Source organism: Pseudomonas sp. AU12215 (assembly GCF_001675465.2).
Classification (GTDB): domain Bacteria; phylum Pseudomonadota; class Gammaproteobacteria; order Pseudomonadales; family Pseudomonadaceae; genus Pseudomonas; species Pseudomonas nitroreducens.
Genome location: NZ_MACM02000069.1, coordinates 1 through 24,511, shown reverse-complemented (window position 1 = coordinate 24,511; position 24,511 = coordinate 1). Strand labels below are relative to the sequence as shown.

At 64.3% G+C, this 24,511-nt stretch carries 26 protein-coding genes and 1 tRNA gene; 15 read left to right on the top strand and 12 right to left on the bottom strand.

Annotated elements, in window-relative coordinates:
• Nucleotides 1-112: 112 nt before the first annotated feature.
• Nucleotides 113-631, bottom strand: a complete 519-nt coding sequence (gene thpR, locus A9513_RS13920; protein WP_024764525.1) for an RNA 2',3'-cyclic phosphodiesterase — start codon at nt 629-631, stop codon at nt 113-115.
• A gap of 182 nt (nt 632-813) precedes the next feature.
• On the opposite strand from thpR, the gene A9513_RS13915 reads away from it, so the two are divergent.
• The 5 genes from A9513_RS13915 (at nt 814) to A9513_RS13895 (ending at nt 6,577) form a co-directional block, all read left to right on the top strand.
• A complete protein-coding gene (locus A9513_RS13915) occupies nt 814-1,134 on the top strand; it encodes a hypothetical protein (RefSeq protein WP_024764526.1) in 321 nt (106 codons plus the stop codon).
• 397 nt (nt 1,135-1,531) lie between these two features.
• Nucleotides 1,532-2,467, top strand: a complete 936-nt coding sequence (locus A9513_RS13910) for a LysR substrate-binding domain-containing protein (RefSeq protein ID WP_065085032.1) — start codon at nt 1,532-1,534, stop codon at nt 2,465-2,467.
• A 153-nt stretch (nt 2,468-2,620) separates the two neighbouring features.
• Nucleotides 2,621-4,075, top strand: coding sequence for an FAD-dependent tricarballylate dehydrogenase TcuA (gene tcuA / locus A9513_RS13905; protein ID WP_065085030.1), 1,455 nt, complete (start codon nt 2,621-2,623; stop codon nt 4,073-4,075).
• A complete protein-coding gene (tcuB, locus tag A9513_RS13900; RefSeq protein ID WP_065085029.1) occupies nt 4,062-5,219 on the top strand; it encodes a tricarballylate utilization 4Fe-4S protein TcuB in 1,158 nt (385 codons plus the stop codon). Before tcuA ends, tcuB begins: the two co-directional genes overlap by 14 nt.
• 50 nt (nt 5,220-5,269) lie before the next feature.
• A complete protein-coding gene (locus A9513_RS13895) occupies nt 5,270-6,577 on the top strand; it encodes an MFS transporter (RefSeq protein WP_083196114.1) in 1,308 nt (435 codons plus the stop codon).
• Between the two features lie 180 nt (nt 6,578-6,757).
• On the opposite strand, the gene greB is transcribed toward A9513_RS13895, so the two are convergent.
• The 3 genes from greB to A9513_RS13880 are packed head-to-tail and all read right to left on the bottom strand — an operon-like array spanning nt 6,758 to nt 10,495.
• Nucleotides 6,758-7,255: a transcription elongation factor GreB gene (greB, locus tag A9513_RS13890; RefSeq protein ID WP_024764530.1), complete on the bottom strand. Its 498-nt coding sequence runs from the start codon at nt 7,253-7,255 to the stop codon at nt 6,758-6,760.
• A 41-nt stretch (nt 7,256-7,296) separates the two neighbouring features.
• Entirely contained in the window at nt 7,297-9,798 is a 2,502-nt protein-coding gene (locus tag A9513_RS13885) for an ABC transporter permease (protein WP_065085028.1), read from the bottom strand.
• A gap of 13 nt (nt 9,799-9,811) precedes the next feature.
• Nucleotides 9,812-10,495 carry an ABC transporter ATP-binding protein gene (locus A9513_RS13880; RefSeq protein WP_054909693.1) on the bottom strand — a complete coding sequence of 228 codons (684 nt, stop codon included), beginning with the start codon at nt 10,493-10,495 and terminating at the stop codon, nt 9,812-9,814.
• A 10-nt stretch (nt 10,496-10,505) separates the two neighbouring features.
• Here A9513_RS13880 and A9513_RS13875 point away from each other — a divergent pair, with 10 nt between their 5' ends.
• The 3 genes from A9513_RS13875 to A9513_RS13865 all read left to right on the top strand — a co-directional run bounded on the left by A9513_RS13875 (nt 10,506) and on the right by A9513_RS13865 (nt 12,534).
• Nucleotides 10,506-11,111, top strand: coding sequence for an arylesterase (locus A9513_RS13875; protein WP_024764532.1), 606 nt, complete (start codon nt 10,506-10,508; stop codon nt 11,109-11,111).
• 87 nt (nt 11,112-11,198) lie between these two features.
• Nucleotides 11,199-11,477: a hypothetical protein gene (locus A9513_RS13870; protein WP_024764533.1), complete on the top strand. Its 279-nt coding sequence runs from the start codon at nt 11,199-11,201 to the stop codon at nt 11,475-11,477.
• Nucleotides 11,478-11,550: 73 nt separating this feature from the next.
• The gene (locus A9513_RS13865) at nt 11,551-12,534 is read left to right on the top strand and encodes a L,D-transpeptidase family protein (protein WP_024764534.1); all 984 of its coding nucleotides are present in this window, start codon (nt 11,551-11,553) and stop codon (nt 12,532-12,534) included.
• A gap of 119 nt (nt 12,535-12,653) precedes the next feature.
• Here the strand turns inward: A9513_RS13865 and oprI are convergent, their stop codons facing one another.
• A complete protein-coding gene (gene oprI / locus A9513_RS13860) occupies nt 12,654-12,905 on the bottom strand; it encodes an outer membrane lipoprotei OprI (protein ID WP_017517003.1) in 252 nt (83 codons plus the stop codon).
• Nucleotides 12,906-13,317: 412 nt separating this feature from the next.
• Nucleotides 13,318-13,407, bottom strand: a tRNA-Ser gene (locus A9513_RS13855).
• A gap of 161 nt (nt 13,408-13,568) precedes the next feature.
• On the opposite strand from A9513_RS13855, the gene earP reads away from it, so the two are divergent.
• Both earP and efp read left to right on the top strand, forming a co-directional pair.
• Nucleotides 13,569-14,696 (top strand): elongation factor P maturation arginine rhamnosyltransferase EarP, encoded by a 1,128-nt coding sequence (earP, locus tag A9513_RS13850; RefSeq protein ID WP_065085027.1) that lies wholly within the window; start codon nt 13,569-13,571, stop codon nt 14,694-14,696.
• A 42-nt stretch (nt 14,697-14,738) separates the two neighbouring features.
• On the top strand, nt 14,739-15,305 hold the full coding sequence (gene efp / locus A9513_RS13845; RefSeq protein WP_017517001.1) for an elongation factor P: 567 nt from the start codon (nt 14,739-14,741) through the stop codon (nt 15,303-15,305).
• 78 nt (nt 15,306-15,383) lie between these two features.
• On the opposite strand, the gene A9513_RS13840 is transcribed toward efp, so the two are convergent.
• From A9513_RS13840 to A9513_RS13830, 3 genes are all read right to left on the bottom strand, one after another.
• Nucleotides 15,384-15,812, bottom strand: a complete 429-nt coding sequence (locus tag A9513_RS13840) for an organic hydroperoxide resistance protein (protein ID WP_024764536.1) — start codon at nt 15,810-15,812, stop codon at nt 15,384-15,386.
• A 172-nt stretch (nt 15,813-15,984) separates the two neighbouring features.
• Nucleotides 15,985-16,434 carry a MarR family winged helix-turn-helix transcriptional regulator gene (locus tag A9513_RS13835; protein ID WP_065085026.1) on the bottom strand — a complete coding sequence of 150 codons (450 nt, stop codon included), beginning with the start codon at nt 16,432-16,434 and terminating at the stop codon, nt 15,985-15,987.
• A gap of 62 nt (nt 16,435-16,496) precedes the next feature.
• Entirely contained in the window at nt 16,497-17,453 is a 957-nt protein-coding gene (locus tag A9513_RS13830) for a LysR family transcriptional regulator (RefSeq protein ID WP_037007100.1), read from the bottom strand.
• Nucleotides 17,454-17,558: 105 nt separating this feature from the next.
• On the opposite strand from A9513_RS13830, the gene A9513_RS13825 reads away from it, so the two are divergent.
• Nucleotides 17,559-18,305, top strand: coding sequence for a sulfite exporter TauE/SafE family protein (locus A9513_RS13825; protein ID WP_054909686.1), 747 nt, complete (start codon nt 17,559-17,561; stop codon nt 18,303-18,305).
• 18 nt (nt 18,306-18,323) lie between these two features.
• Here A9513_RS13825 and A9513_RS13820 read toward each other — a convergent pair whose 3' ends face one another.
• Complete coding sequence (locus tag A9513_RS13820) at nt 18,324-19,175, bottom strand: LysR family transcriptional regulator (RefSeq protein ID WP_024764539.1); 852 nt, start codon at nt 19,173-19,175, stop codon at nt 18,324-18,326.
• Nucleotides 19,176-19,271: 96 nt separating this feature from the next.
• Here A9513_RS13820 and A9513_RS13815 point away from each other — a divergent pair, with 96 nt between their 5' ends.
• The 3 genes from A9513_RS13815 to A9513_RS13805 all read left to right on the top strand — a co-directional run bounded on the left by A9513_RS13815 (nt 19,272) and on the right by A9513_RS13805 (nt 21,329).
• Nucleotides 19,272-19,502 carry a DUF1127 domain-containing protein gene (locus A9513_RS13815; RefSeq protein WP_037016272.1) on the top strand — a complete coding sequence of 77 codons (231 nt, stop codon included), beginning with the start codon at nt 19,272-19,274 and terminating at the stop codon, nt 19,500-19,502.
• 75 nt (nt 19,503-19,577) lie between these two features.
• The gene (locus A9513_RS13810; protein WP_065085025.1) at nt 19,578-20,048 is read left to right on the top strand and encodes a DUF3291 domain-containing protein; all 471 of its coding nucleotides are present in this window, start codon (nt 19,578-19,580) and stop codon (nt 20,046-20,048) included.
• A gap of 60 nt (nt 20,049-20,108) precedes the next feature.
• Nucleotides 20,109-21,329, top strand: coding sequence for a winged helix-turn-helix domain-containing protein (locus A9513_RS13805; protein WP_065085024.1), 1,221 nt, complete (start codon nt 20,109-20,111; stop codon nt 21,327-21,329).
• Between the two features lie 34 nt (nt 21,330-21,363).
• Here the strand turns inward: A9513_RS13805 and A9513_RS13800 are convergent, their stop codons facing one another.
• The gene (locus A9513_RS13800; protein WP_065085023.1) at nt 21,364-22,125 is read right to left on the bottom strand and encodes a M48 family metalloprotease; all 762 of its coding nucleotides are present in this window, start codon (nt 22,123-22,125) and stop codon (nt 21,364-21,366) included.
• A gap of 130 nt (nt 22,126-22,255) precedes the next feature.
• Nucleotides 22,256-23,602 (bottom strand): class II 3-deoxy-7-phosphoheptulonate synthase, encoded by a 1,347-nt coding sequence (locus A9513_RS13795; protein WP_024764544.1) that lies wholly within the window; start codon nt 23,600-23,602, stop codon nt 22,256-22,258.
• 410 nt (nt 23,603-24,012) lie between these two features.
• Between A9513_RS13795 and A9513_RS13790 the strand changes: the two genes are divergently transcribed.
• Nucleotides 24,013-24,511, top strand: a 499-nt coding sequence (locus A9513_RS13790) for a spermidine synthase (protein WP_065085022.1), incomplete at its 3' end; no start/stop codon positions are given.

Genomic DNA, 24,511 nt, shown 5'->3' with positions numbered 1-24,511 from the left:
TAATCCGCTGGGGCCGCTGCGGCGCACCTTCTTCCGTGCGCTGCACATCGACAAATACCCCACGGCGGGCCTGCGACGCTTCCTCGATTATGCCCAGGGCTGGGCGACTCGATCAGACGCTATCTAGCGGCCACTCGCCGATGGCGCGGTAGCGCACGCCGGCGGGGCTGTTCTCCGAGCTGAACAGCGTCACGGCCTGGGCCGGTAGCAGAAACGACGCCGTGGCAGCCGGTGTCTGGTGGGCGTGGCGCGCGAGGGTGATGTGGGGATGGAAGGGGCGGTGCTCGACTTCGAATCCGCCTGTCCGCAACTCTTCGCGCAATGCATGCACCAGTTCGTGCAGGGCGGCCGGTGCGCTGCTCGGCGCCAGGTGCAGGATGCCATTGCTCCAGCGCGCGATGTGGTCCAGTTCCAGGTTGAAGCCCCGGTGCGGCAGGCGTTCGCCGATGGCGCGCAATTCCGCCTTGCGGCCGCGCGGGACGGCGCCGAGAAAAGCCAGGGTCAGGTGCAGATTGGCCTGGGCAACGGGCTGGCCGTCCAGGTGCAGGCCATCGCGCCAGGCGCAGATTTGCGCTGCCAGCGGCGCCGGGCAGGGCAGGGCGAAGAACAGCCGCAGGGGTGGTGTGGTCATCGACTGAAGTCTCCTTGACAGCTTTGACGGGGCTTCTCTAGGATGCCGCACAGCGCCGATTTAAGTAGCAACTTGCGGGGCGCGGATGCAGCGATGGCTGGCATCGAAATACCGCTAAAGCGCTGGTTCGGTGTGCCTCTCGCCGCGTCCAGCTGGACCAAAGAGGCGGAAGACATGACACCATGACCTGTCCCAATCCCCATGTGCGCCTGGCTCCGATCACCACCGGCCTGGTTCGTCGCAATCCGAAGATTCTCCTGGGCGGCAATCACCAGCCCACCCTCGTCCGTTACCTCGATGGCTGGCCCAAGCGCTGGAACGGCTCGCGTACCTTCCTGATCCAGTTTGCCGAAACCTTTGCCGACCTGGCGCGCTTCCCCTCCGACAGCTTTGACTTCGCGGTGGTCCAGTCGCCGGTGGCCGAGCAGCTGGAACCGGCTGTTCACCAACTCACCCGTGTGGCCCGGCAAGGGCTGATCACCCGGCGTCCGCAACCGCTCTGACCCTTGCAGGAGCGACGCCGCTCTGGAACGGATTCCCTGGCGGCGCTCTGGCTGGATGGGGGCGCTCCCGCCAGTGTTGTGCCTGGCGTTGCCCAGGGGTACTCGATTCCCGCCACGAACCACAGCCAGTCGCTGGCGCACCCTCACCTCGGCGTCCAGCTCATTGTCCACCAAGGTGCGGGGTCTGCAGCGAGTCGATGCTGACAGGGTTGTTGCGCACGTTCAGTTCATATGGGCCGACGATGCGGGGCAGATCAGACAAACTGGGATCTGGCAGTTGCGGCAAGTCGGTCGGACTATCAATGCTCTTCCACCTGATCGCTGATCCATCATGAGCAATGAGCTGGCTCAGGCTGGTCGTTAAGACAGTTCCAATCCCATGCGGAGCCTTACCATTTTGGAATTAAGACAGCTACGTTACTTCGTCAAAATCATCGAGCATGGCAGTTTAGGTCGTGCCGCACTTGAGCTGGAGGTAGGTGTCTCGGCGTTGAGTCAGCAGATCAGCAAACTGGAAAGCGAGCTCTCGACGCGCCTGCTCAACCGCACCACGACCGGCGTCACCCCTACCAGTGCGGGCATGGCGTTCCTGCACCATGCCCAACTATCCCTGCGTCAGGCCGACAATGCGATCATGGCGGCTCATCGTGGACGAATGAGTGGCTACGTGAGTGTCGGTTTGCCACCAACCACCGCGACCGTTCTGGCTCTGCCTCTCATAAGTGCGATGCGCACTCGGTATCCAGATATTCAGCTGCACCTTGTGGAAATGCTGTCCGGTCATCTGGCCGGACAACTCAATTCACGCCAGATCGACCTGGCCATACTTTTTCAGCTGGAGGGGGGGAAGCGCTGGAGCGTGACACCCTTGCTTGACGAGAAACTGTTCGTGATTTGCTCCCCGGCGTTGGCCGGAGCGCCCCGTGGGGAGCGGGTGCAGTTGGCAGATTTGGGCAACTTGCCGTTAGTGATGCCCAGCGCACAGCATGGCTTGCGTTCAGCGCTTACCAGCGCCTTTGAAAGAGAGGGGTTGGCGCCGAACATCATTATGGAGATCGATGGCCTCGCGGTTCTCATGAACGCAGCGCGTGCGGGGCATGCGGCGACGATTCAACCGGGCGCTGCAGCTGCGTTGAAAGGTGAGTCGGGATTGTTGGTAGCTGAAATCACCAATCCCCATGTAGGGCGGCGTAACCTGCTTGCAACGCTCGCGGACGATGAGCTCTCTCCCGCGGCCCTGGCAACTCGGCGTGTCATCACGGACGTGGCCCGCCAACTGGTGGAAGCAGGCCAGTGGCCGGGAGCAACCTGGCTTCAAGACATGGCAGAGTAAGGCTAGCGTCCTCCGCGTGGTAAAGGCACGGGCAAAGCCTTTACGAAAACTAAACACCTCATGCCAAAAGCGGCCTTTCTGCGATCCGCTTGCTCCCCTATTTTCCTCCCCACTCACAAGGTCTTCGGCTTCCTTGTGAAATGAGGAGCGAAGATGATCGATGTTCTAGTAATCGGCGGTGGCAATGCCGCTCTGTGCGCGGCACTGATGGCCCGGGAAGCCGGGGCCAGCGTCCTGCTCTTAGAGGGCGCCCCAAGGGTCTGGCGTGGCGGTAATTCACAGCACACGCGCAACCTCCGCTGTATGCATGATGCCCCGCAGGACGTGCTGGTCGAGGCTTACCCCGAAGAGGAGTACTGGCAGGACCTGCTGAAAGTCACGGGCGGACTTACCAACGAAAAGCTGGCGCGGATCACCATCCGCGCCTCGTCCAGCTGTCGTGACTGGATGCGCAGCCACGGTGTGCACTTTCAACCGCCGCTGTCCGGGGCGCTGCATGTGGCGCGCACCAATGCGTTCTTCATGGGCGGTGGAAAAGCCCTGGTCAATGCCTATTTTCGCAGTGCCGAGCGGTTGGGCGTGCAGATCCGCTACAACGCGCAGGTCACCGATATCGAGCTGCAGGACGGTCGGTTCGTCGCGGCCTGCCTGGCCGAACGCGAGGTGGACGGCCAGCGCCTGCCCGCCGAGCGCATCCAGGCCAGGGCCTGCGTGTTGGCGGCAGGCGGCTTCGAGTCCAACCGAGAATGGCTGCGTGAGGCCTGGGGCCAGAACGAGCGTGGTGAATGGCCGTCGGACAATTTCCTGATCCGCGGCACACGCTTCAACACAGGGATACTGCTCAGGCGCATGGGCGAGCTGGGCGCTGACGTGATCGGAGATCCGACCCAGGCGCACATGGTTGCCATTGATGCGCGCGCGCCACTTTACGACGGCGGCATCTGCACCCGCATCGACTGCGTGTCCCTGGGGGTGGTGGTCAATCGCGACGGCCAACGCTTCTATGACGAGGGTGAGGATTTCTGGCCCAAGCGCTATGCCATCTGGGGGCGCCTGGTGGCTGGGCAGCCAGGTCAGCAGGCCTACTCGATCATCGACCAGCAGGCCATCGGTCGCTTCATGCCGCCGGTATTCCCCAGTACTACCGCCATGACCCTGGGCGAGCTCGCGCGCAAGCTGGGACTGCCCGAAATGGCCTTCCTCAAGACCATCGACGACTACAACAACGCCTGCCAGCCCGGCACCTTCGATCACACCGCGCTCGACGACTGCCACACCCAGGGCCTGACACCGGCCAAGACCCACTGGGCGCGCCCCTTGGTAAAGGCGCCGTTCTACGCCTACCCACTGCGGCCGGGCGTCACCTTCACTTACCTCGGTCTAGCCACCGACGAGACAGCTGCCGTGCACTTCGACGGCAAGCCCAGCCCCAACCTGTTCGTCGCCGGAGAAATGATGGCCGGCAACGTCCTGGGCAAGGGGTATACCGCCGGTATCGGCATGGCGATCGGTACGGCGTTCGGCCGCATCGCTGGCGTGCAGGCGGCTGCCAGCGCAGTGGCTGGCAACACAAAGAATACTTCGGAGGCCCGCCGTGCAACTGTTTGATCCCACTGCCTCAAGCAATCTGATCCCCGTACTGAATGTGCACGAGGAAGAAGTACAACGGCAGATGAGCATCTGCAACGCTTGCCGTTACTGCGAAGGCTTCTGTGCCGTATTCCCGGCCATGACCCGCCGCCTTGAGTTCGCCCAGGCGGACATCCATTACCTGGCCAACCTGTGCCACAACTGCGGTGCTTGTCTGCACGCTTGCCAGTACGCCGCGCCTCATGAATTCGCTGTCAACGTACCCCAGGCCATGGCCAAGGTGCGCCTTGACACCTACGCCGAGTACGCCTGGCCGCAAGCGCTGGGCAAGCTCTACCAGCGCAACGGGCTGACCCTGGCATTGGCGTCCTGCGCAGGGCTGGTCCTGTTCCTGTGCCTGACCCTGCTGGTGATGGGCAGCCTTTTCACCGCCATGCCCGGCGGTAACTTCTACGGCATCTTCCCGCACAACACCCTGGCCCTGATGTTCGGCGCGGTATTCGGCTTTGCGACCTTGTCATTGACCCTGGGCGTGCGCCGCTTCTGGCGCTCGGTCTCGCCGGCTACGGCGCCCACGCCACTGAAGACCGCCGCGGTACTGGAAGCCACGACCAGCGTGGCCACGCTCAAGTATCTGGACGGCGGACATGGCGAAGGCTGCAATAACGCCGATGACCGCTTCACCCTGTGGCGTCGTCGCTTTCACCACCTGACCTTCTACGGTTTCCTGCTGTGCTTCGCCGCCACTGGCACCGCGACGCTCTATCACTACTTGCTGGGCACGGCGGCACCTTACCCGGTGCTGAGCCTGCCGGTGCTGTTGGGTATAGCCGGCGGCCTGGGGTTGCTGGTTGGCCCAGCGGGCCTTCTCTGGTTGAACCTGCGCCGCAACCCCGCCCAGGGCGACGACCAGCAGAAACCCATGGATCGCGGCTTCATCGCCTTGCTGTTCCTGGTCAGTGCCAGTGGCCTGGCTCTGCTGGCCTTCCGGGAGACCGCTGCCCTGGGCCTGCTGCTGGCGATCCACCTGGGCCTGGTCATGGCGTTCTTCCTGACCATGCCCTACAGCAAGTTCGCCCACGGCATTTTCCGCAGTGCCGCGCTGCTCAAGCACGCCATCGAAAAGCGCCAACCCAATCCGATAAACGCGGGAAGCGACTGACCGCTCGACCACCCGGTTCTACAACAACAATTAAGAGCACAACGGTAGCCATGATGAACACGACCCCCCAAGGCAGAGGCTCCAAGCTGGGCGCCATTCTGCGTGTCACCAGCGGCAATTTCCTTGAACAGTTCGATTTCTTCCTGTTCGGGTTCTATGCCACCTACATTTCTCAGACGTTCTTCCCGGCCAGCAGCGAGTTCGCCTCGCTGATGATGACTTTCGCGGTATTCGGCTCCGGGTTCCTGATGCGCCCGCTGGGGGCCATTGTGCTGGGTGCGTACATCGACAAGGCGGGGCGCCGCACGGGCCTCATCGTCACCCTGTCGATCATGGCCGCCGGTACTGTGCTGATCGCCCTGGTACCGGGCTACGCCAGCATCGGCCTGTTCGCCCCGTTGCTGGTGCTGCTGGGCAGGCTGCTGCAGGGCTTCTCGGCAGGGGCGGAGATGGGCGGCGTGTCCGTCTACCTCTCCGAGATCGCCACGCCGGGCCGCACCGGTTTCTACACCGCCTGGCAATCAGCCAGCCAGCAGGTCGCCATCGTTGTGGCGGCGGCCTTGGGCTACGCGCTCAACGCCACCATGGCGGCTGCCGACGTCGCTGCCTGGGGCTGGCGCATCCCGTTCTTCATCGGCTGTGTGATCATCCCGTTCATCTTCATCATTCGCCGTTCGCTGCAGGAAACCGAAGCATTCAAGGCGCGTAATCACCACCCGAGTGCCGGCGAAGTGTTCCGCTCAATGCGCGACAACTGGCGTACGGTGCTGGCCGGTGGCTTGTTGGCCTCGATGACCACCACCACCTTCTACCTGATCACCGTGTACACCCCGACTTTCGGCAAGTCGGTGCTGAGCCTGAGCACTACCGACAGCCTGGTCGTGACCCTGCTGGTCGGTGTCAGCAATTTCATCTGGCTGCCTATCGGCGGCGCCCTGTCTGACCGCATTGGCCGCCGTCCGCAACTGCTGGGGATCACCTTGCTGTGCATCTTCAGCGCTTATCCGGCGATGCACTGGCTGGCTACGGCGCCGAGCTTCGAGCGGCTGCTTGCGGTGCTTATGTACTTCTCAATGTTCTTCGGTCTGTACAACGGCGCCATGGTTGCGGCGCTAACTGAAGTGATGCCGCAGAACGTGCGGGTAGTCGGATTTTCCCTGGCGTTTAGCCTGGCCACGGCCCTGTTCGGCGGTTTCACGCCAGCAGTGTCGACGCTGTTGGTACAAGCCACCGGCGACAAGGCTTCACCAGCGTATTGGCTGATGTTCGCCGCCGTGTGCGGGCTTACCGCTACGGTCATTCTCTATGGCCGACACAAAAAATCGACTGGTCAGCGCTACTCCGAGGCGATGCCTTAACCAGGGCGCGGGCAGTGGCGAAACGGTGACAAGCATCCGTTCACCAGTGCCAGCAGTTGCCCTGAGTCCCTTTTTGTTGCAGCGATCTTGCTCGCGAACCTGCTTGGGCTTCGGCGCTGCCGGTGACTCCGTTCGGGAACAAGGTCGCCCCAGCAGAGGCTCCATCGGGCCGACGATGGATCAGGGATACTCGATCTCGATCACGAACCACATTTTCTCGCCTGACGGGCTGCGCACCATCACCTCGGCGTCCAGTTCCTTGCCCACCAGGGCGCGGGCCAGCGGCGAGTCGATGCTGATGTGGTTGTTGCGCAGGTCCAGTTCGTCCGGGCCGACGATGCGATAGCGGGCCTGCTCGCCGTCCTCGTCTTCCAGGGTGACCCAGGCGCCGAAGTAGACCTTGTTCGGATTCGCCGGGCGCTCGCTGACCACCTTGCAGTTTTCCAGGCGCTTGCGCAGGAAGCGCACGCGGCTGTCGATCTCCCGCAGCATCTTCTTGCCGTAGGTGTACTCGGCGTTCTCCGAGCGATCACCTTGCGCGGCGGCCTCGCTGACCGACTGGGTCACCTGTGGCCGGCGCACGTTCCACAGTTCATGCAGTTCCGCGCGCAGGCGCGCTTCGCCTTCGGGAGTGATCAGTGGGGTACCGGCAGGGCGGGGCGGGCGATAGCGGCTCATGGTATCCAGGGCGGCGAAAGTGATCGGGCGAGTCTACCCGATCAGCTCTCGCGCAGCAGGCGCAACGGGCTCACGTTGAGCGCGCGGCGCGTTCCCAGCAGCCCGGCGCCACCCACCAGCAGCGCCCCCAGTAACGGCAGTGCCAGCAACCAGGGGTGCGGGCTCCACGGCAGGTCGAACACCAGCCGGTAGAGCAGGTAGCTGATCAGCTCGCAGCCCAGTGCCGCCAGCAGGCCGCTGACCGCGCCGAGCAGGGCGAACTCGCTGCGCCGCGTGCGCATCAGCAGGCTGCGTTCGGCCCCCAGGGCACGCAGCAGCGCCCCCTGGCGCAGGCGCTCGTCGAGCGTCGCCTGCAGACCGGCAAACAGCACCACGAAGCCGGCGGCAAGGACGAACACCAGCACGTACTCCACGGCCAGCGTCACCTGGTCGAGGATGCTGCGCAGCTGCGCGAGCAGCGCGTCCACCGGCAGCAGGGTGACCGTGGGGTAGGCACGGGCCAGCTCGATCAACTGGCGCTCCTGGCTGGCCGGCAGATAGAAACTGGTCAGGTAGGTCACCGGCAGGTCGGTCAGGGTGCCCGGCTCGAAGACCATGAAGAAGTTGGGCTGGAAGTTGTCCCACTTCACCGAGCGCAGGCTGCGGATCTGCGCCTCGCGGGTCTGCCCGGCAACGGTGAAGCTCAGGTGGTCGCCGACCTTCAGGCCGAGGTTGCCGGCGAGCTTTTCTTCCACCGAGACGCCCGGCAGTTCGCTCTTCTCGCCTGCCGTCCACCACTCGCCGGCGACAATCTGGTTGCCTGCGGGCAGGCGTGCGGACCAGGTCAGCCCCAGGTCGCGTTGCAGGGCGCGCTCGCTGCGGATGTCCTCGTTCATCGCGTGGACGGGCTTGCCGTTCACCGCCACCAGGCGGCCGGGCACCATGGGGTAGAGGTCTTCGGCGTTGGGCGACAGCGCCTTCACCCGCTGCTCGAAGCCGTCTTTCTCGGCCGGCAGGATGTTCAGCGCGAAATGGTTCGGGGCATTGGGCGGCAACTGCGAATGCCAGGTATCCAGCAACTCGCCGCGCAGCAGGGCGATCAGCGCCATGGCCAGCAGGATCAGGCCGAAGGCGAGGCTCTGCCCGGCGGCCGCCAGCGGGTAACGCAGCAATTGGCCGAGGCCCAGGCGCCACGGCAGGCTGGCCCCTTGCAGCGCGCGACGCAGGCCGCGCAGGGCGAGCAGCAGGATAAAGCCGAGGACCACTGCGGCGATGGCGCCGCCACCGAGCAGGGCGAGGGTGAGTTTCAGGTCCAGGCTCAGCCGCCACATGATCAGGCCGAGGGCGAGCAGCGCGCAGCCGTAGGCCATCCAGGTACGCATCGGCACCGGCAACAGGTCGCTGCGCAGCACCCGCAGCGGCGGTACGCGGCCAAGGGCAGCCAGCGGCGGAAGGGCGAAGCCGGCCAGCGCGACCAGCCCGGTAGCCATGCCGGCGAGCGCCGGGACGATGCCGGCGTCGGGGATTTCCGGCGGCAGCAGGTTACCCAGCAGGTGCATCAGGCCGAGTTGTGCCAGCCAACCCAGGAAGGCGCCGAAGAGGCTGGCGACCACGCCCAGCACGAACAGCTGGCTGCCATACAGCAGCAGCGCTTCGCGGCGTGACAGGCCCAGGCAGCGCAACAGCGCGCTGGCGTCGAAGCGTCGGGTGGCGAAGCGGTTGGCAGACAGCGCCACCGCCACGCCGGCGAGCAGTACGGCGGCGAGGCTGGCAAGGTTGAGGTAGCGCTCGGCGCGGCCCAGGGCATCGCCGATCTGCCGGTTCCCGTGGTGCGCGTCCTGCAGTTCCTGATTGGCGGCAAGGTTGCCCTGGGTAGCCTGCCGGTAGGTTTGCAGTGCGTCGTGCGCGCCGCCCCAGAGGTCGCGGTAGCGCACCCGGCTGCCGGGCTGCACCACGCCGGTGGCGTCCAGGTCCTGCAGGCTCATCATCACGCGCGGGGTAAGGCTGTAGAAGTCGCCGGCCCGGTCCGGTTCATAGGTCAGAACACGGGCGATACGCAGGGATTTGCGGCCGATGTCGACGCTGTCGCCGATCTTCAGGTCGAGGCTTGCGAGCAGGCGCGATTCGACCCAGATATCACCCGCTGCCGGGCGTCCGCCTTCGACCTCCGGCTGCAATGGCGCGGGTGCGCTTTTCAGTTCGCCGCGCAAGGGATAGCTGTCGCCGACGGCCTTCACGCTGCTCAGCTGAATGCCGTTATCGGTGGCCACCACACTGGAGAACTCCACGCTCTGCGCGTGCTGCAGGCCCAGCTTGAGGCCGCTGTCGATCTGCTCCTGGCGCGCGGGCTGGGTGCCGGTGAGCACCAGGTCGGCGCCGAGGAATTCGGCGGCGCGCACCAGCATGGCGCCGTTCAGGCGAGCGCTGAAATAGCCGATGGCGGAACTGGCCGCCACCGCCACCAGCAGGGCGAAGAACAGCACGCGCAGTTCGCCGCTGCGCCCTTCGCGCCATAGCTGGCGCAGGGACAGGCGGAACAGGTGGGGCAGCGACAGTGGCTTCATCGGCGCTCGTCCGTCAGGGTTCGACGTGGTCGATCAGGTGGCCGCTTTCCAGGCGGATGTGACGCTGGCAGCGGTGGGCGAGGCGTTCGTCGTGGGTCACCAGGACGAGGGTGGTACCGCGCTCGCGGTTCAGCTCGAAGAGCAGGTCGCTGATGCGCTCGCCGGTATGGGTGTCGAGGTTGCCGGTGGGCTCGTCGGCGAACAGTACATCCGGCTCGGCGGCGAAGGCGCGGGCGATGGCGACCCGCTGCTGCTCGCCGCCGGAGAGCTGGCGCGGGTAGTGGGTGAGGCGCTGGCCGAGGCCGACTCGCTCCAGCAGTTCCCGGGCGCGTTGCCCGGCGTCCTTGCGGCCATCGAGCTCCAGCGGCAGCATGACGTTCTCCAGCGCATTGAGGCTGTCGAGCAACTGGAACGACTGGAAGACGAAGCCGACATGAGCGGCACGCACGCGGGCGCGCTGGTCCTCATCGAGCCTGCCGAGGGTGTGGCCGAGCAGGACGATCTCGCCGCCGCTGGGCAGGTCGAGCCCGGCCAGCAGGCCGAGGAGGGTGGACTTGCCCGAGCCGGAACTGCCGACGATGGCGAGGCTGTCGCCGCGGGAGAGGTCGAGGGAGAGGTCGTGGAGGATGGTCAGCTTGCCTTCCGCGCTGGAAACAACCTTGCTAAGGTTCCGCGCGGTGAGAATGCTTTCGCTCATGGAGAATCCGATGCGTGCATGGCTAATGGGCGGCTGCCTGGCGTTGCTTCTGATCACGCAGCAGGCCGCGGCGCAGACGCTGTTGGTCGTCGGCGATAGTATCAGCGCCGGTTTGGGGCTGGATACCAGCCTGGGTTGGGTCAGCCTGCTGGACAAGCGCTTGAAGGAGCAGGGTTTCGACTACCAGGTGGTGAATGCGTCGATCTCCGGCGACACCACGGCAGGCGGCCTCGCGCGCCTGCCGGCGCTGCTCTCGGAGCAGAAGCCGAAGCTGGTGGTGATCGAATTGGGCGGCAACGATGGCCTGCGCGGGATGGCGCCGGCGCAATTGCAACAGAATCTTGCCTCCATGGTGGATCAGTCGCGCCAGGCGGGCGCGAAGGTCATCCTGCTGGGGATGCGCCTGCCGCCGAACTACGGGCAGCGCTATACCGATGCATTCGCCAAGGTCTTCGACAGCGTGGCGAGCGAGCAGAAGATTCCGCTGGTACCGTTCTTCCTCGAAGGAGTCGGCGGTGTACAGGGCATGATGCAGGCGGATGGCATTCACCCGGCGGTGGCGGCACAGCCTAAACTGCTCGACAACGTGTGGCCGACGCTCAAACCCTTGCTGTGATGGGCGGTTGCAGTAATAAACCACTGAATCGAGGCTTCCCCGCGCCCGGCCTTTCGGCTATGTTTGCGCACCCTTCTGGAACCCCCTATGTCGCGCCACGCCTGGACCCTCTTCGCCTACCAGTTGATCGAACCCGATGAGCAGCTGGACCTGTTCGCCTGCCGCGAAGTGCGGGTGCACCTGGTTGCGCGCCAACTGGAGCTGGGAACCCCGGCCGACCGCACCCTGTGCGGCAGCCTGCTGCCGGCGCAGCCACTCTGGCGCGGCGCCGAGAGGCCGCTGCTGCGCGACCGGCGCATCTGCGCGGCCTGCCTGAAACAACTGGAAGAGGAAAAGCGCGGCGCGCGCGGTTCCTGGCTCGTCTGATATCTCCCGTTGACGGGGCTTGCGGTGGTAAACTGATCACCCTTTGCTCATTGCCCACGTCAAGGATCCTCGGATGTTGTCGCGCGTCATTGCCGCCTGCTCGCTGTCCCTCGCCGCGCTGCTCTCGGCCGGCCCCGTTTCCGCCATTGAATTGCCGTTGCCGGCGCCGGGTGACGATATCGTCGGCCAGGTCCAGGTGATCAAGGCCAAGTACGAAGACACTTTCGCCGACCTCGGCGAGAAATACGGCCTCGGCTACTCCGAGATGATCGCCGCCAACCCGGGCGTCGATGCCTGGCTGCCGGGTGTGGGCACCGAGATCATCATTCCGACCCGCTTCGTCCTGCCGGCAGGTCCGCGCGAGGGCGTGGTGATCAACCTCGCCGAATACCGCCTGTACTACTTCCCCAAGGACAAGAACGTCGTCTACACCTACGCCCTGGGCATTGGTCGTGAAGGCTGGGGTTCGCCGGTGGGCAGCACCAGCGTGATCGCCAAGACCAAGGACCCGGCCTGGTATCCGCCGGCGTCGATCCGCGCCGAGCACGCCGCCGATGGTGATCCGCTGCCGACCGTGGTGCCGCCAGGCCCGGACAACCCGCTGGGGCCGTACAAGATGAGCCTGGGCTTCCACGGCTACCTGATCCATGGTTCGAACAAGAAGTTCGGCATCGGTACTCGTACCAGCCACGGTTGCTTCCGCATGTACAACTGGGACGTGACCCAGTTGTTCTCGATGATCCCGGTGGGTACCAAGGTGCGCATCATCAACGAGCCGTACAAGTTCGGTCGCAGCGAAGGCAAGATTTACCTCGAAGCCCATGCGCCGATCGATGACAACGGTGATCCTTCGGTCGTCGACAAGCATACCGCCGTGATCAACGCGCTGCTCAAGCGCGAAGACATCGCCAGCCAGATGCAGATGGACTGGAACGTGGTGCGTGAAGTGGTTGCCGCCGAAGATGGCCTGCCGGTTGCCATTGCCCAGCCGCAGCAAGTGCAGCAGGGCGGTTCGGTTGCCGCCACTGTCGACCAGGATGCGATGCCGCTGCAGTAACTTTCTACTGCAGCGAAAGAGCCCGCCGCGAGCGGGCTTTTTCTTGCCAGCTACTTTCCTGCGGGCATAAAAAAACCGACCCCGAAGGGTCGGTTTTTTCGAACAGATCCGAAGATCTATTACTTGCGGCTGGCTTTGTCCAGCATACGCAGTGCGCGCTCGTTAGCCTCGTCAGCGGTCTGCTGGGCTTTCTGAGCGGCGGCCAGAGCTTCGTCAGCCTTGCGATAGGCTTCATCGGCACGGGCTTGAGCGCGAGCAGCGGCGTCTTCAGTAGCGGTCAGACGTGCTTCGGTTTCTTTCGAGTGGCTGCTGCAACCGGTGGCCAGAACAGCAGCCAGAGCCAGAGCAGAGAATTTCAGAACGTTGTTCATCGTGTTCCCCTTAAGGTGGACATTTCCATTAAAAGCAATCTCCCATGACTGGGAAATTAGCCGGACTACATAGTACCCATTACTTGTAGTAAGTAAACTGACCAAGCGCAAGTACGGCACTTTTTTTTCATGTTAGGTCGCTCTTCGCAGTTGTGCGAGGCCGATTTGGGCAAAAACTGTCCAATCTGGCAAAGGAGTGTTTCCAAAGTGCGTCAGGCAAGCTCCGAGGCCGCTTTCCGGCCTGCGGAACCAAGCCGTCAGATGACTGTCGCCTATGGTCGAACAACTGTTTAATCGCCGTTGTGCATTTGTCCAGCGGACAACTTGCAACTAGGTCGCAACAGGTGAAGAAAGTGTGAAGGGGGAAAACGAAAAAGCCCGGCTAATTGCTTAGCCGGGCTTTTCAAGAATCTGGCGGTGAGGGAGGGATTCGAACCCTCGATACGATTTCTCGTATACACACTTTCCAGGCGTGCTCCTTCAACCGCTCGGACACCTCACCAGATTTCTCGACAGCGCTGTGTCTGTCGAGGCGCGCACTTTACTCAAAGGTTTCCTCCTTGGCAAATGTTTTTTGAAAATTTTTCCCAACGGATTCATCGGCTTAAGGAGCACGGCCTGGATCGCGGGTACACTGGCGCCATCTGATCCTCCGGAGAGCGCATGGCCAGCTGGGACGTTTTCTGCAGCGTAGTCGACAACTATGGCGATATCGGTGTCACCTGGAGACTGGCTCGCCAACTGGCCGGCGAACATGGCCAGCGGGTTCGGCTATGGGTCGACGATCTGGCGGCCTTTGTGCGTATCTGCCCGGCCGCCGATGGCGCGGCCGAATCGCAACACCAATCCGGCGTGGAGGTACGCCTGTGGCCGAAGCCCTGGCAGGATACTCAAGCGGCGGACGTGGTGATCGAGGCCTTTGCCTGCGAAATGCCGCCTGCCTATATAGAAGCGATGAAGCAACGCCGGCAGCCGCCTCTGTGGCTGAACCTGGAATACCTCAGCGCCGAGCCGTGGGTGGAGTCCTGCCATGGCTTGCCATCGATGCAGGCCAACGGTTTGCAGAAGTACTTCTACTTCCCCGGTTTCACTCCGGCCACCGGCGGGCTGTTGCGCGAGAGCGACCTGATTGCACGGCGCGACGCTTTCCAGGCCGACCCGGCGGCCAGCCTTCGGTTCCTGGAAAGTCTGGGCGTGCACCCGCGTGCCCATGAGCGGCGCATTTCCCTGTTCGCCTATGAAAATGCCGCGCTGGGCAGTTGGCTCGACGCATTGGCCGCCAGCTCCGACAGCATTTTGTTGCTGGTACCGGAGGGCAGGGTGCTGGCCGATGTCGAGCGCTGGGCGCAGAGAACGTTAAAAGCAGGGGGGCAGTTCCAGCGCGGTGCGCTGCGCCTGCAAGTACTGCCCTTCGTGCGCCAGGAGGACTACGACCCGCTCTTGTGGAGTTGCGATGTCAACGCGGTGCGTGGTGAGGATTCGTTCGTGCGGGCGCAGTGGGCGGGGCGGCCATTCGTCTGGCACATTTACCAGCAGGATGACGATGTTCACCTGGAGAAGCTGCAGGCCTTCATGGCCCTGTTCAGTGACGGAATGGACGAGCCGCTGCGGACCGAGCTGATGGCGTTCTGGATGGCCTGGAATGGCCGGGGTGATGCCGGGGAAGCCTGGCAAAAGCTGGAAAGACGGTTGCCGGAGTGGTCCGCGTGGATTGGCAATTGGCAACGGCGCCTGGGCGAACAAACCGATCTTGCTGCGGGGCTGGTGCGTTTTTATACAAATTGGCTATGATATGGCCCCTGATTTTTGTCTCCAATCCAATCGGATAATCGTATGAAAACCGCACAAGAGTTCCGCGCTGGCCAGGTTGCCAACATCAATGGCGCCCCCTGGGTCATCCAGAAGGCCGAGTTCAACAAGTCCGGCCGTAACTCCGCGGTCGTCAAGATGAAGCTGAAGAACCTGCTGACCGGTGCCGGCACCGAGACCGTGTTCAAGGCCGACGACAAGCTGGAGCCGATCATCCTCGATCGCAAGGAAGTAACCTACTCCTACTTCGCGGACCCGCTGTATGTCTTCATGGACACCGAGTTCAACCAGTACGAGATCGAGAAAGACGATCTGGAAGGCGTGCTGACCTTCATCGAAGACGGCATGACCGACGTCTGCGAAGCGGTCTTCTATAACGAGAAAGTCATCTCCGTTGAACTGCCGACCACCATCGTTCGCGAAATCGTCTATACCGAGCCGGCCGTCCGTGGCGACACCTCCGGTAAAGTGATGAAGACCGCTCGCCTGAAGAACGGTGCTGAAGTCCAGGTTTCCGCCTTCTGCGAAATCGGCGACTCGATCGAGATCGATACCCGCACTGGCGAGTACAAGTCCCGCGTCAAGGCCTGAGCCTGATTCGAGACACAAAAAAGCCCGGCTGATGCCGGGCTTTTTCGTTTCTGGCGTTCTGGATTGTCGGCGCTGGAGTCAGACGCTGACGTTCAGGCGCACGTCGATATTGCCGCGGGTGGCGTTGGAGTAGGGGCAGACCTGGTGGGCTTTGGCGACCAGGTCTTCCGCCTCGGCCTGGTCCAGTCCCGGCAGATTGATGTTCAGCTCGACTTCCAGGCCGAAACCGCCGGGGATCTGGCCGATGCCAACCTTGCCAGTGATCGAGGCGTCCGCCGGGATCTGCTTCTTGCTCTGGCTGGCGACGAACTTGATGGCGCCGATGAAGCAAGCCGAGTAGCCAGCGGCGAACAGTTGCTCCGGGTTGGTGGCTTCGCCACCGGCGCCGCCCAGTTCACGCGGGGTGGACAGTTTTACGTCGAGGATGCCGTCCGAGGAAACGGCACGGCCGTCGCGGCCTCCGGTGGCGGTAGCGGTGGCGGTGTAGAGGGCTTTGATGGTTTGCATGGTGGTCTCCGATTCGCTGTCAGGTAAGTCTGGTTGAGAATGCCTTGCTGCTTAATATCTTGTGCGCTAAGCAGTCCGTGAGGAGAAAGTTAGTTCTATTTAATTTAGTGCGCAAGTTAATTCTTGGAAGATTTCTGACTAAGGAACCTGCAGCTTGGGCATAAGCCCCGATTTACGGGGCTTGCAAATGTCCGCGCAGGTCCACGAGCTCCTCCTGGAGTCGCTTCAGACTGTCCAACGTTAGACCGCTGCTGGCCAGGATGCAGGCCGGAAGGCGCTCCGCCTGTCGGCGCAGTTCCCGGCCCTTGTCGGTCAGGCGCAACTGCACGACGCGCTCGTCTGCCTGGCTGCGGGTGCGGGTGATCAGGCCTTCGGTTTCGAGCCGCTTGAGCAGCGGCGTGAGCGAGCCGGGGTCGGTGAGCATGCGTGAGCTGATCTCGCCCACGGTGATGCCGTCTTCTTCCCAGAGCACCAGCATGGCGATGTACTGCGGGTAGGTGAGCCCCAGTTCCTGCAGCAATGGCTTGTACACCTTGGTCATCTGCAGGGAGGTGGAGTAGAGGGCGAAGCACAGCTGGTTATCCAGCTTGAGGGCTTCGCAGGTCGGGTCTGGCTTGGTCATGGCGTGCTCCGGGCTGGGCGCTCGAGGCGAAGAGGTAATTGCGCATTAATTTAGCGCGATGGTTAATTCTTGAACAGCGCTTCCTCCAGTGCCGTGTCCCAGGGGGGAGGGAAACCAAAGCGCTTCAGCAGGAAGGCCAGCAGGCGTTCGCTGCGCGGGTGGGTACCGCGTTGCAGGCGCAGCGCGTGGATGACGCCGGGCTCTGGTTCGGGGAGGCCGTTCTCGCAGAACAGAGGCAGCAGCTGGCCGCTGATCAGGTACTCGCTGCACAGCCATGTCGGCAGGTGCGCCAGGCCAATGCCCTGCAGCGCGCCTTCCACCAGTGTTTCCGCGTTATTGGCGGTCATGCGCAAGCGGCGCGGCCGGAGCTGCTGCAGCCTCCCATCGATGAGGAAGCGCCACGCCAGTGCCGGCGCCAGGCCTTCCCAGTCCAGGCCGATGTGCTCCGGCAATTCCAGGGGGGAGGCAGGCTTGCCGTGGTGCTTCAGGTAGGCGGGGCTGGCGCAGACGACCCGCCGCATGGACGCCAGGCGTGTGGCGACCAGGCGGCTTTCAGGCAGGGTGCCGATGCGCAGGACCAGGTCGACCTGGCCGAGGTTCTCCCCGCGGGTGTCGGTAAAGCTGTCGATCAGCCGCAGTTGCACGTCCAGGCCGGGGTTGGCGGCGAGAAAGTCGACCAGCGCCGGTGCGAGGTGGCGACGACCGAAAGGCACCGGGGCGTCGATGCGGATCAGGCCTTCCGGCGCGGTGCTCAGGGACACGGCCTCCGCTCGCGCCTGACGCAGTTCGCTGACGATCCGCCGTGCCCGTTCGGCGAAGGCCAGCCCAGCCGGCGTGGCGCGCACCTTGTGGGTGCTGCGCACGAGCAGGGTCGATCCCAGCCCCTGCTCCAGGGAGTCCATGCGTCGTGCCACGGCGGAAGGGGTGAGCTGGCGCAGGCGGGCGGCAGCGGAAAAGCTGCCGTTGTCGAGCACGTCCAGGTAAAGATCGAGCTGGTCCTCGAGGTTGGAGGGCGTCATGGCATTCATTGGCTATGCGAGAAAGGCAAAACCATTGTGCAGCGCTTTGCGTTTCCCATCCAGCCGGGCTTTTCTAGCATGGACGCACTGCTGTGGAGGTGCGTGATGTGGGATCTGGTCGTGGACTTTCTGCTCGGCGTCGTGCTGGGCAGCCTGGGTGGGCTGTTCGGTATCGGCGGCGGGCTGCTGGCGATTCCGGCGCTGGGCGTGCTGTTCGGGCTGGATCAGCAACTGGCGCAGGGTACCGCGCTGGTGATGGTGGTGCCGAACGTGCTGCTGGCAATCTGGCGCTATCACCAGCGCAATCGCATCGATTTCGCCCAGGCCGGGGTGCTGGCGCTGACCGGCCTGGTCTGTGCGTTCTTCGCTTCCAGCATTGCCGTCAACCTGGATGCGCGCAGCATGCGCACGGCCTTCGTGGTTTTCCTGGTGCTGTTGGCGCTGTACCTGCTGGTGCGCCTGTTCCAGCGCGTGCCGCAGGGTGGCAGCACGCCGCGCTACGGCCTGCCTTGGATGGGCGTTCTGGGGTTGGGGGCTGGTTCGCTGGGCGGCCTGTTTGGTGTGGGCGGTGGCGTTCTGGCGACGCCGGTGCTGACCTCGGTGTTCGGCCTGACCCAAGTGATCGCCCAAGGCCTCGCGCTGGCCCTGGCGGCGCCCAGCACGGGCGTGGCGCTGGCAACCTACGCGGTGCACGGCCACGTGGACTGGCGCATGGGCAGCGCGCTGGCGCTGGGCGGCCTGGTGAGCATTTCCTGGGGCGTGCGGCTGGCCCACGCGCTGCCAGAACGTCAGCTGCGCATGGCCTTCAGTGCCTTCCTGATCGTCTGTGCGGTGCTGCTGGCGGTGCGCTGAGTCCCTGCGTGTTGATCGTCAGGACTTGAAGCCCTCGACTATGTACTCGGCGAGCTTGTCGGTCACCGGCGTCATCTTCTGCCCACGCAGCAGCACGATGCTGGCGTTGGGCAGCACCGGCAGCCCTTCGTCTTCGCCGATGATGCGCAGGTTGCCGGTCAGCAGGCTGCGCAACTGCGCGGTCACCGCCAGTCCGGCATTGGCCACGGCGAACAGGGCCGACAGGCTCGGGCTGCTGTAGGCGATGCGATAGTCCACTTCCATCGCCTCCAGGGCGTTGCAGGCCCAGGCGCGGCAGAAGCAGGCGGTGTTGAACATCGCCAGCGGCAGCGGGCGCTGGTCCTGCGGGCAGAAGCTCTCCGCGGCCATCCAGACGAAGTCTTCCTGGCGCAGCAGCTGGCCGATCTCGGTGCCCGGCTCGCGGGTGACGATGGACAGGTCGAGGTCGTTGCGCATCAGCAGTTGCGCCGAGGAGTCGCAATGCACCTCGACCTGCACCAGCGGGTAGGCCTCGGCGAAGCGCGAGAGGATGCTGGGCAGGAAGCGCATCACATAATCGTCCGGCGTGCCGATCTTCACCGAGCCGACCATGTGCGGCTGGCGGAAGGTGTTGAACACCTCGCCCTGCAACCGCAGGATGCGCCGCGCGTAACCCAGCAGGATCTGGCCTTCCGGCGTCAGGCGCACCTGGCGGCCGTCGCGCTCGAACAGGCTGCGTTCCAGCACGTCTTCTTCCAGCCGTTTCATCTGCATGCTCACCGCCGACTGGGTGCGGTTGACCATCTCGGCGGCGCGGGTGAAGCCGCCGTGGTCGGCGATGGCGACGAAGGTGCGCAGCAGTTCGCTGTCGATGCTGGGGAAACTGCTCATTCATCAATCTCCGAGATGGGTCGCATAAGAATGATTCGTTGGATTGATCTTAGCGCGAGCAGGAAACTGCATCCAACCCCACAGGGAGGAAGCAAGATGAAAGGTCAAATCGGTTTCGTAGCAGCGTCCTACCATGTTCACAAAATCGCGGCCGCACCGCTGTGGAAGCGTGCCCTGCAACGTGTCCTGCATTGGCACGAACTGGCCCGCCAGCGCCGTGAGCTGGCGACCATGAGCGATGAAGCGCTCAAGGACATTGGCCTGAGTCGCGCCGATATCCAGCAGGAAGTCGAGCGCCCGTTCTGGGCCGACTATGTTCGTCGTTGAGCCTGCCGGGCGACACGGGCCCTCACCGTGTCGCCCGCTCTTGCAAGTCTGATCAGCGTCATGACAAGGAAGCCTATGTCCACGCATTACCACCTCGCCCAGGTCAACATCGCCAAGGCCCGCGCACCACTGGATCAACCCGTGATGAAGGGCTTCGTTGACCAGCTCGATCACATCAACGCCCTCGCCGAGCGCAGCCCTGGTTTCGTCTGGCGCCTGCAGACGGAGGAAGGCGATGCCACCTCCATCCGCGTCTTCGACGACCCGCTGATCATCGTCAATCTGTCCGTCTGGGAGTCGGTGGAAGCGCTCAAGGATTACGTTTATGGCGGCGAGCACCTGCAGGTGCTGCGCAACAAGCGTGACTGGATGGAGCGCCTGTCGGCGCCCAGCCTCGCGCTTTGGTGGTTGCCTGCAGGCGAGTTGCCCGATGTACAGATGGCCCGCGACCGCTTGGATCGCTTGCGGTTGGAGGGGCCTTCGGCGGACGTCTTCACCTTTGCTCGACCTTTCCCAGTGCCTGAAACAATTGCCGTGCCGGCCTGATGCAGCCAGCTCCGGCAATAGGCGTTAGGCTCTAGGGCTTGCCCCATCCTGGAGTCCACGATGCCGACCGTAGAATCCCTGTCCCTCAAGCAAGCCCGCCGCCTGGCCCTGGCCGCCCAGGGCTTTGCCCTGCGCAGGCCCGGTGGCGAGGTGCAGCGTCGCCATGTGCGCAGCCTGCTGGAGCGCCTGGGTGTGCTACAGATCGATTCGGTGAACGCGCTGGTGCGCTCGCATTACCTGCCGTTGTTCTCGCGCCTGGGCAACTACTCGCCGACGCTGCTGGAAGAGGCGGCCTGGAGTGGCGGGCGGCATCGTCGGTTGTTCGAATACTGGGGGCATGAAGCCTCGTTGCTGCCGCTCGAGCTGTATCCGCTGATGCGCTGGCGCATGCGTCGCGCAGCCGAAGGGCGCGGTATCTATCAGCAATTGGCGCGCTTCGGGCGTGAGCGACAGGCGGTGATCCAGCGGGTGCTCGATGCCGTTCGCGAGCAGGGCGCGCTGGGCGCCGGCAGCCTGAGTACCCGCGTGGAACGTGCCGGCCCCTGGTGGGACTGGAGCGAGGAGAAACATGCGCTGGAATGGCTGTTCGCCGCAGGCGAGGTGACGGTCGCCGGGCGGCGCGGCTTCGAGCGTCTGTACGACTTGCCGGAGCGCGTACTGCCGTCCGATCTGCTCCGGCAGCCCGAGCTGGACGAGGTCGAGGCGCAGCGCCAGTTGCTGCTGCATTCCGCCCAGGCTCTGGGCGTGGCCACCGAGAAGGACTTGCGCGACTACTTCCGCCTGGACCCCGCCGACAGCAAGGCGCGGCTGGCGGAGTTGGTGGAGGCGGGCGATCTGCTGGTCGTACAGGTTCAGGGCTGGCAGGCGCCGGCCTATTGCCTGGCGGAACCGGTCATTCCGCGCAAGGTGCGCGCCAGCGCCTTGCTTTCGCCCTTCGACTCGCTGGTCTGGGAGCGCGCCCGCACTGAGCGGCTGTTCGATTTCCGTTATCGCCTGGAGATCTACACGCCGCAGCACAAACGCGTTTACGGCTACTACGTCCTGCCATTCCTGTTCAACGAGCACCTGGCCGCGCGGGTCGATCTGCGCTCCGATCGCGCCGCGGGAAAGCTGGTGGTGCATGCCGTCCACGAAGAGGAAAAGGGATTGGGTGAAGAGGGCCACGCCGCGTTGGCGCAGCAATTGAACGAGATGGCGCGCTGGCTCGGGCTGGAACGGGTGGCGGTGAACTGCAGGCGGCCCTCAGGCGAGCGCCTGCAGGGGCTGCTGGCGCAGGCCTGAAACGAAACGGGCCTCCGCAGAGGCCCGTCCGTGATCACTTGCCGCTGGCGATGCGTTTGCGGATGTGGTCCGCACGCTGCTGCGAGCCGGGGTGGGAGTCGAACATGCTGCTTTCCTGGCCGCCGCTGAGCTTGGCCAGCTTGTCGAAGGCGCTGGCCAGGCCGTTGAGGTCGATGCCGCGCTTCTTCAGCAGGTCGAAGGAGTAATCGTCGGCCGCCGACTCCTGGGACTGGGAGAACTGCGCGTTGACCAGCGCTTCACCGATTTCCCCCAACTGCGATTGCGACAGGGCGGCGACGGTGGCATTCCCCGAAGCTGCGACGGCACCGCGGGCGGCGGCGGTTGCGTAGGCAGTCTGGGTGGCCTTCTTCACGTGGCCGAGGGCGACGTGGCCGATCTCGTGGCCGAGCACGCCTTCCACTTCGTTGTCGTTCATCAGGTCCATTAGGCCGGAGTAGACGCGTACGCAGCCATTGGCCATGGCGAAGGCGTTGACGTCTTCGGTGAGGTAGACCTTGTAGTTGATCGAGGTACCGGTCAGCGGGTTGCCCAGGGCGGCGGCTATCTTGTCCAGGCGCTGCGCGTAGGGGCTGGAGGCTGGGGCGATCTGGGCTTCGGCATCCTGCTTGGCACAGGCTTCGTCGGCGACCTGCTTGATCTCGGCCTCGCTGAGGGTGGCGGCCTTCATGGCCATCATGCCCGACTGCACGAGGCTGTCGGTGTTCATGTTCTGGCAGCCGGAGAGTGCGGCGCTGGCGCCGATCAGCAGGGCGAGGAGGGAGCGGTGCAGTTGCATCGGGAATCTTCCTTGGTTGACGGTTTCCATGGCGCGGCGGCTGCCGCGCGGGGCGCCACTCTAGGTAGACGCCTGGTACCCGTCAATTGCGGGAAGAGCTCTCAGGTGTTTGCTGAGACGCGTGTCCGGTTCAGCGACGGACCTGCTTCAGGGTTTCGGCGATGAGGAAGGCCAGCTCCAGCGACTGGTCCGCGTTCAGGCGCGGGTCGCAGTGGGTGTGGTAGCGATCGCTCAGGCCGGCCTCGGTGATCGGCCGCGCACCACCGATGCACTCGGTGACGTTCTGCCCGGTCATCTCGATATGGATGCCGCCGGCGTAGCTGCCCTCGGCCCGGTGTACTTCGAAGAATTGCCGGACCTCGGCGAGGATGCGCGCAAAGTCGCGGGTCTTGTAGCCGCTGGAGGCCTTGATGGTGTTGCCGTGCATGGGGTCGGAGCTCCACAGCACCTGCTTGCCCTCGCGCTGCACGGTCTGGATCAGGCGCGGCAGGCCGTCGCCGACCTTGTCGGCACCCATGCGCACGATGAGGTTGAGGCGGCCGGGCTCGTTGTCCGGATTGAGGATGTCGATCAGGCGGATCAGCTCCTCGCTGTCCATGCTCGGGCCGACCTTCACGCCGATGGGGTTGCCGACGCCGCGGAGCATTTCGACATGGGCGCCGTCGAGCTGGCGGGTGCGGTCGCCGATCCACAGCATGTGCGCGGAGCAGTCGTACCAGCCGCCGGTGAGGCTGTCGCGGCGGATGAAGGCTTCCTCGTAGTTCAGCAGCAGCGCTTCATGGGCGGTGAAGAAGCTGGTCTCGCGCAGTTGCGGCGCGGTATCCAGGCCGCAGGCACGCATGAAGGCGAGGGTTTCGTCGATGCGGTCGGCCAGTTGCTGGTAGCGCTCGGACAGCGCCGAGTTGGCGATGAAATCGAGGTTCCACTGGTGCACCTGGTGCAGGTCGGCAAAGCCGCCATTGGCGAAGGCGCGCAGCAGGTTCAGCGAGGCCGTGGACTGATGGTAGGCCTGCAGCAGCCGGTCCGGGTCCGGCACGCGGCTTTTCTCGTCGAAGCCGATGCCGTTGACGATATCGCCGCGGTAAGCCGGCAAGGTCACGCCGCCGATGGTTTCATCGCCGGAGGAGCGCGGTTTGGCGAACTGGCCGGCCATGCGTCCGACCTTCACCACCGGGCAGCCGGCAGCGAAAGTCATCACCACCGCCATCTGCAGTAGCACCTTGAAGGTGTCGCGGATCTTCGCCGCGGAGAACTCGGCGAAGCTCTCGGCACAGTCGCCGCCCTGCAGCAGGAAGGCGCGACCAGCAGTGACCTCGGCGAACTGTCGGCGCAGCTCGCGGGCCTCGCCGGCGAACACCAGCGGCGGGAAGCTGGCGAGGGTGCGCTCGACCTCGCTCACGCGGTTCGCGTCGGGGTAGGCGGGCTGTTGCTGGATCGGTTTGCTTCTCCAGCTATCGGGGCTCCAGGGCAGGCTCATTGGCGGGTCTTCGCGGCTATGGACGGTATCCGCCCATGGTATCAGCTCGGCATATGGCTCGCGCGAGGTCGCCGTGGCGGTTTGCGCTGGAAAAGAAGGGACATCCTTGTCCTGGGGAACACTGGTGGGCGATCAGCCGCCCGCGCAGCGCACAGGTGTGCGCTGACGCAGGAATACCGACGAAAGACAGTGACGGTTGGCGGATTCGCGAAGGGCGCTACGCTGGCGCATGCTCGGTTGTGCCTCTTGGGCTGTTATTCTTGCGGCTTTGCCGACCTGGCGGTCGCGGGTGGCCGTCTTGATTCGAAGGATTATTGCGTGCGCGAGCCCCTGTATTTCAATGGCAATCCGTGCCGTTCGCCGTATCCGGCGAGCCGCATTGCCATGGCAGTTTCCTCCCGGAGCCGGTGATGAGCGAGGAACAGTTGAGCGAAGAGTTGCTGATCGTCGAGGAGCGCGATGACTTCGGCGTGATCCGTGTCGTGGAGAGCGGTGCCTTCCGCTACCTGGAGTTCGGCGACGAGGTCGAGCAGAGCTGCGTGCTGACGGGTGATCCGAGCTGGCTGGAGTACGACTACTCGCGCGCCATGCTGGTCGGTGCGCTGTGCCATCCGCGCCCGCGCCGCGCGCTGTTCCTCGGTTTTGGTGCCGGCAGCCTGACGCAGGCCTGCCTGAAGTACCTGCCGCTGGACGAAGTGGAAGCCATCGAGCTGCGTCCCTCCATTCCGCGCCTGGCCCGCGAGCACCTCGGCCTGGCGGACGATGAGCGCCTGAACCTGCGCATCGGCGATGCCGTGCAGGAGCTGGCCGGGTGCGAGCCGGCCGACCTGATCTTCCTCGATCTCTATACCGATACCGGACCTGCGCCGGCGCACATCGGCTGGGACTTTCTCGGCGCCTGTCGCGAAC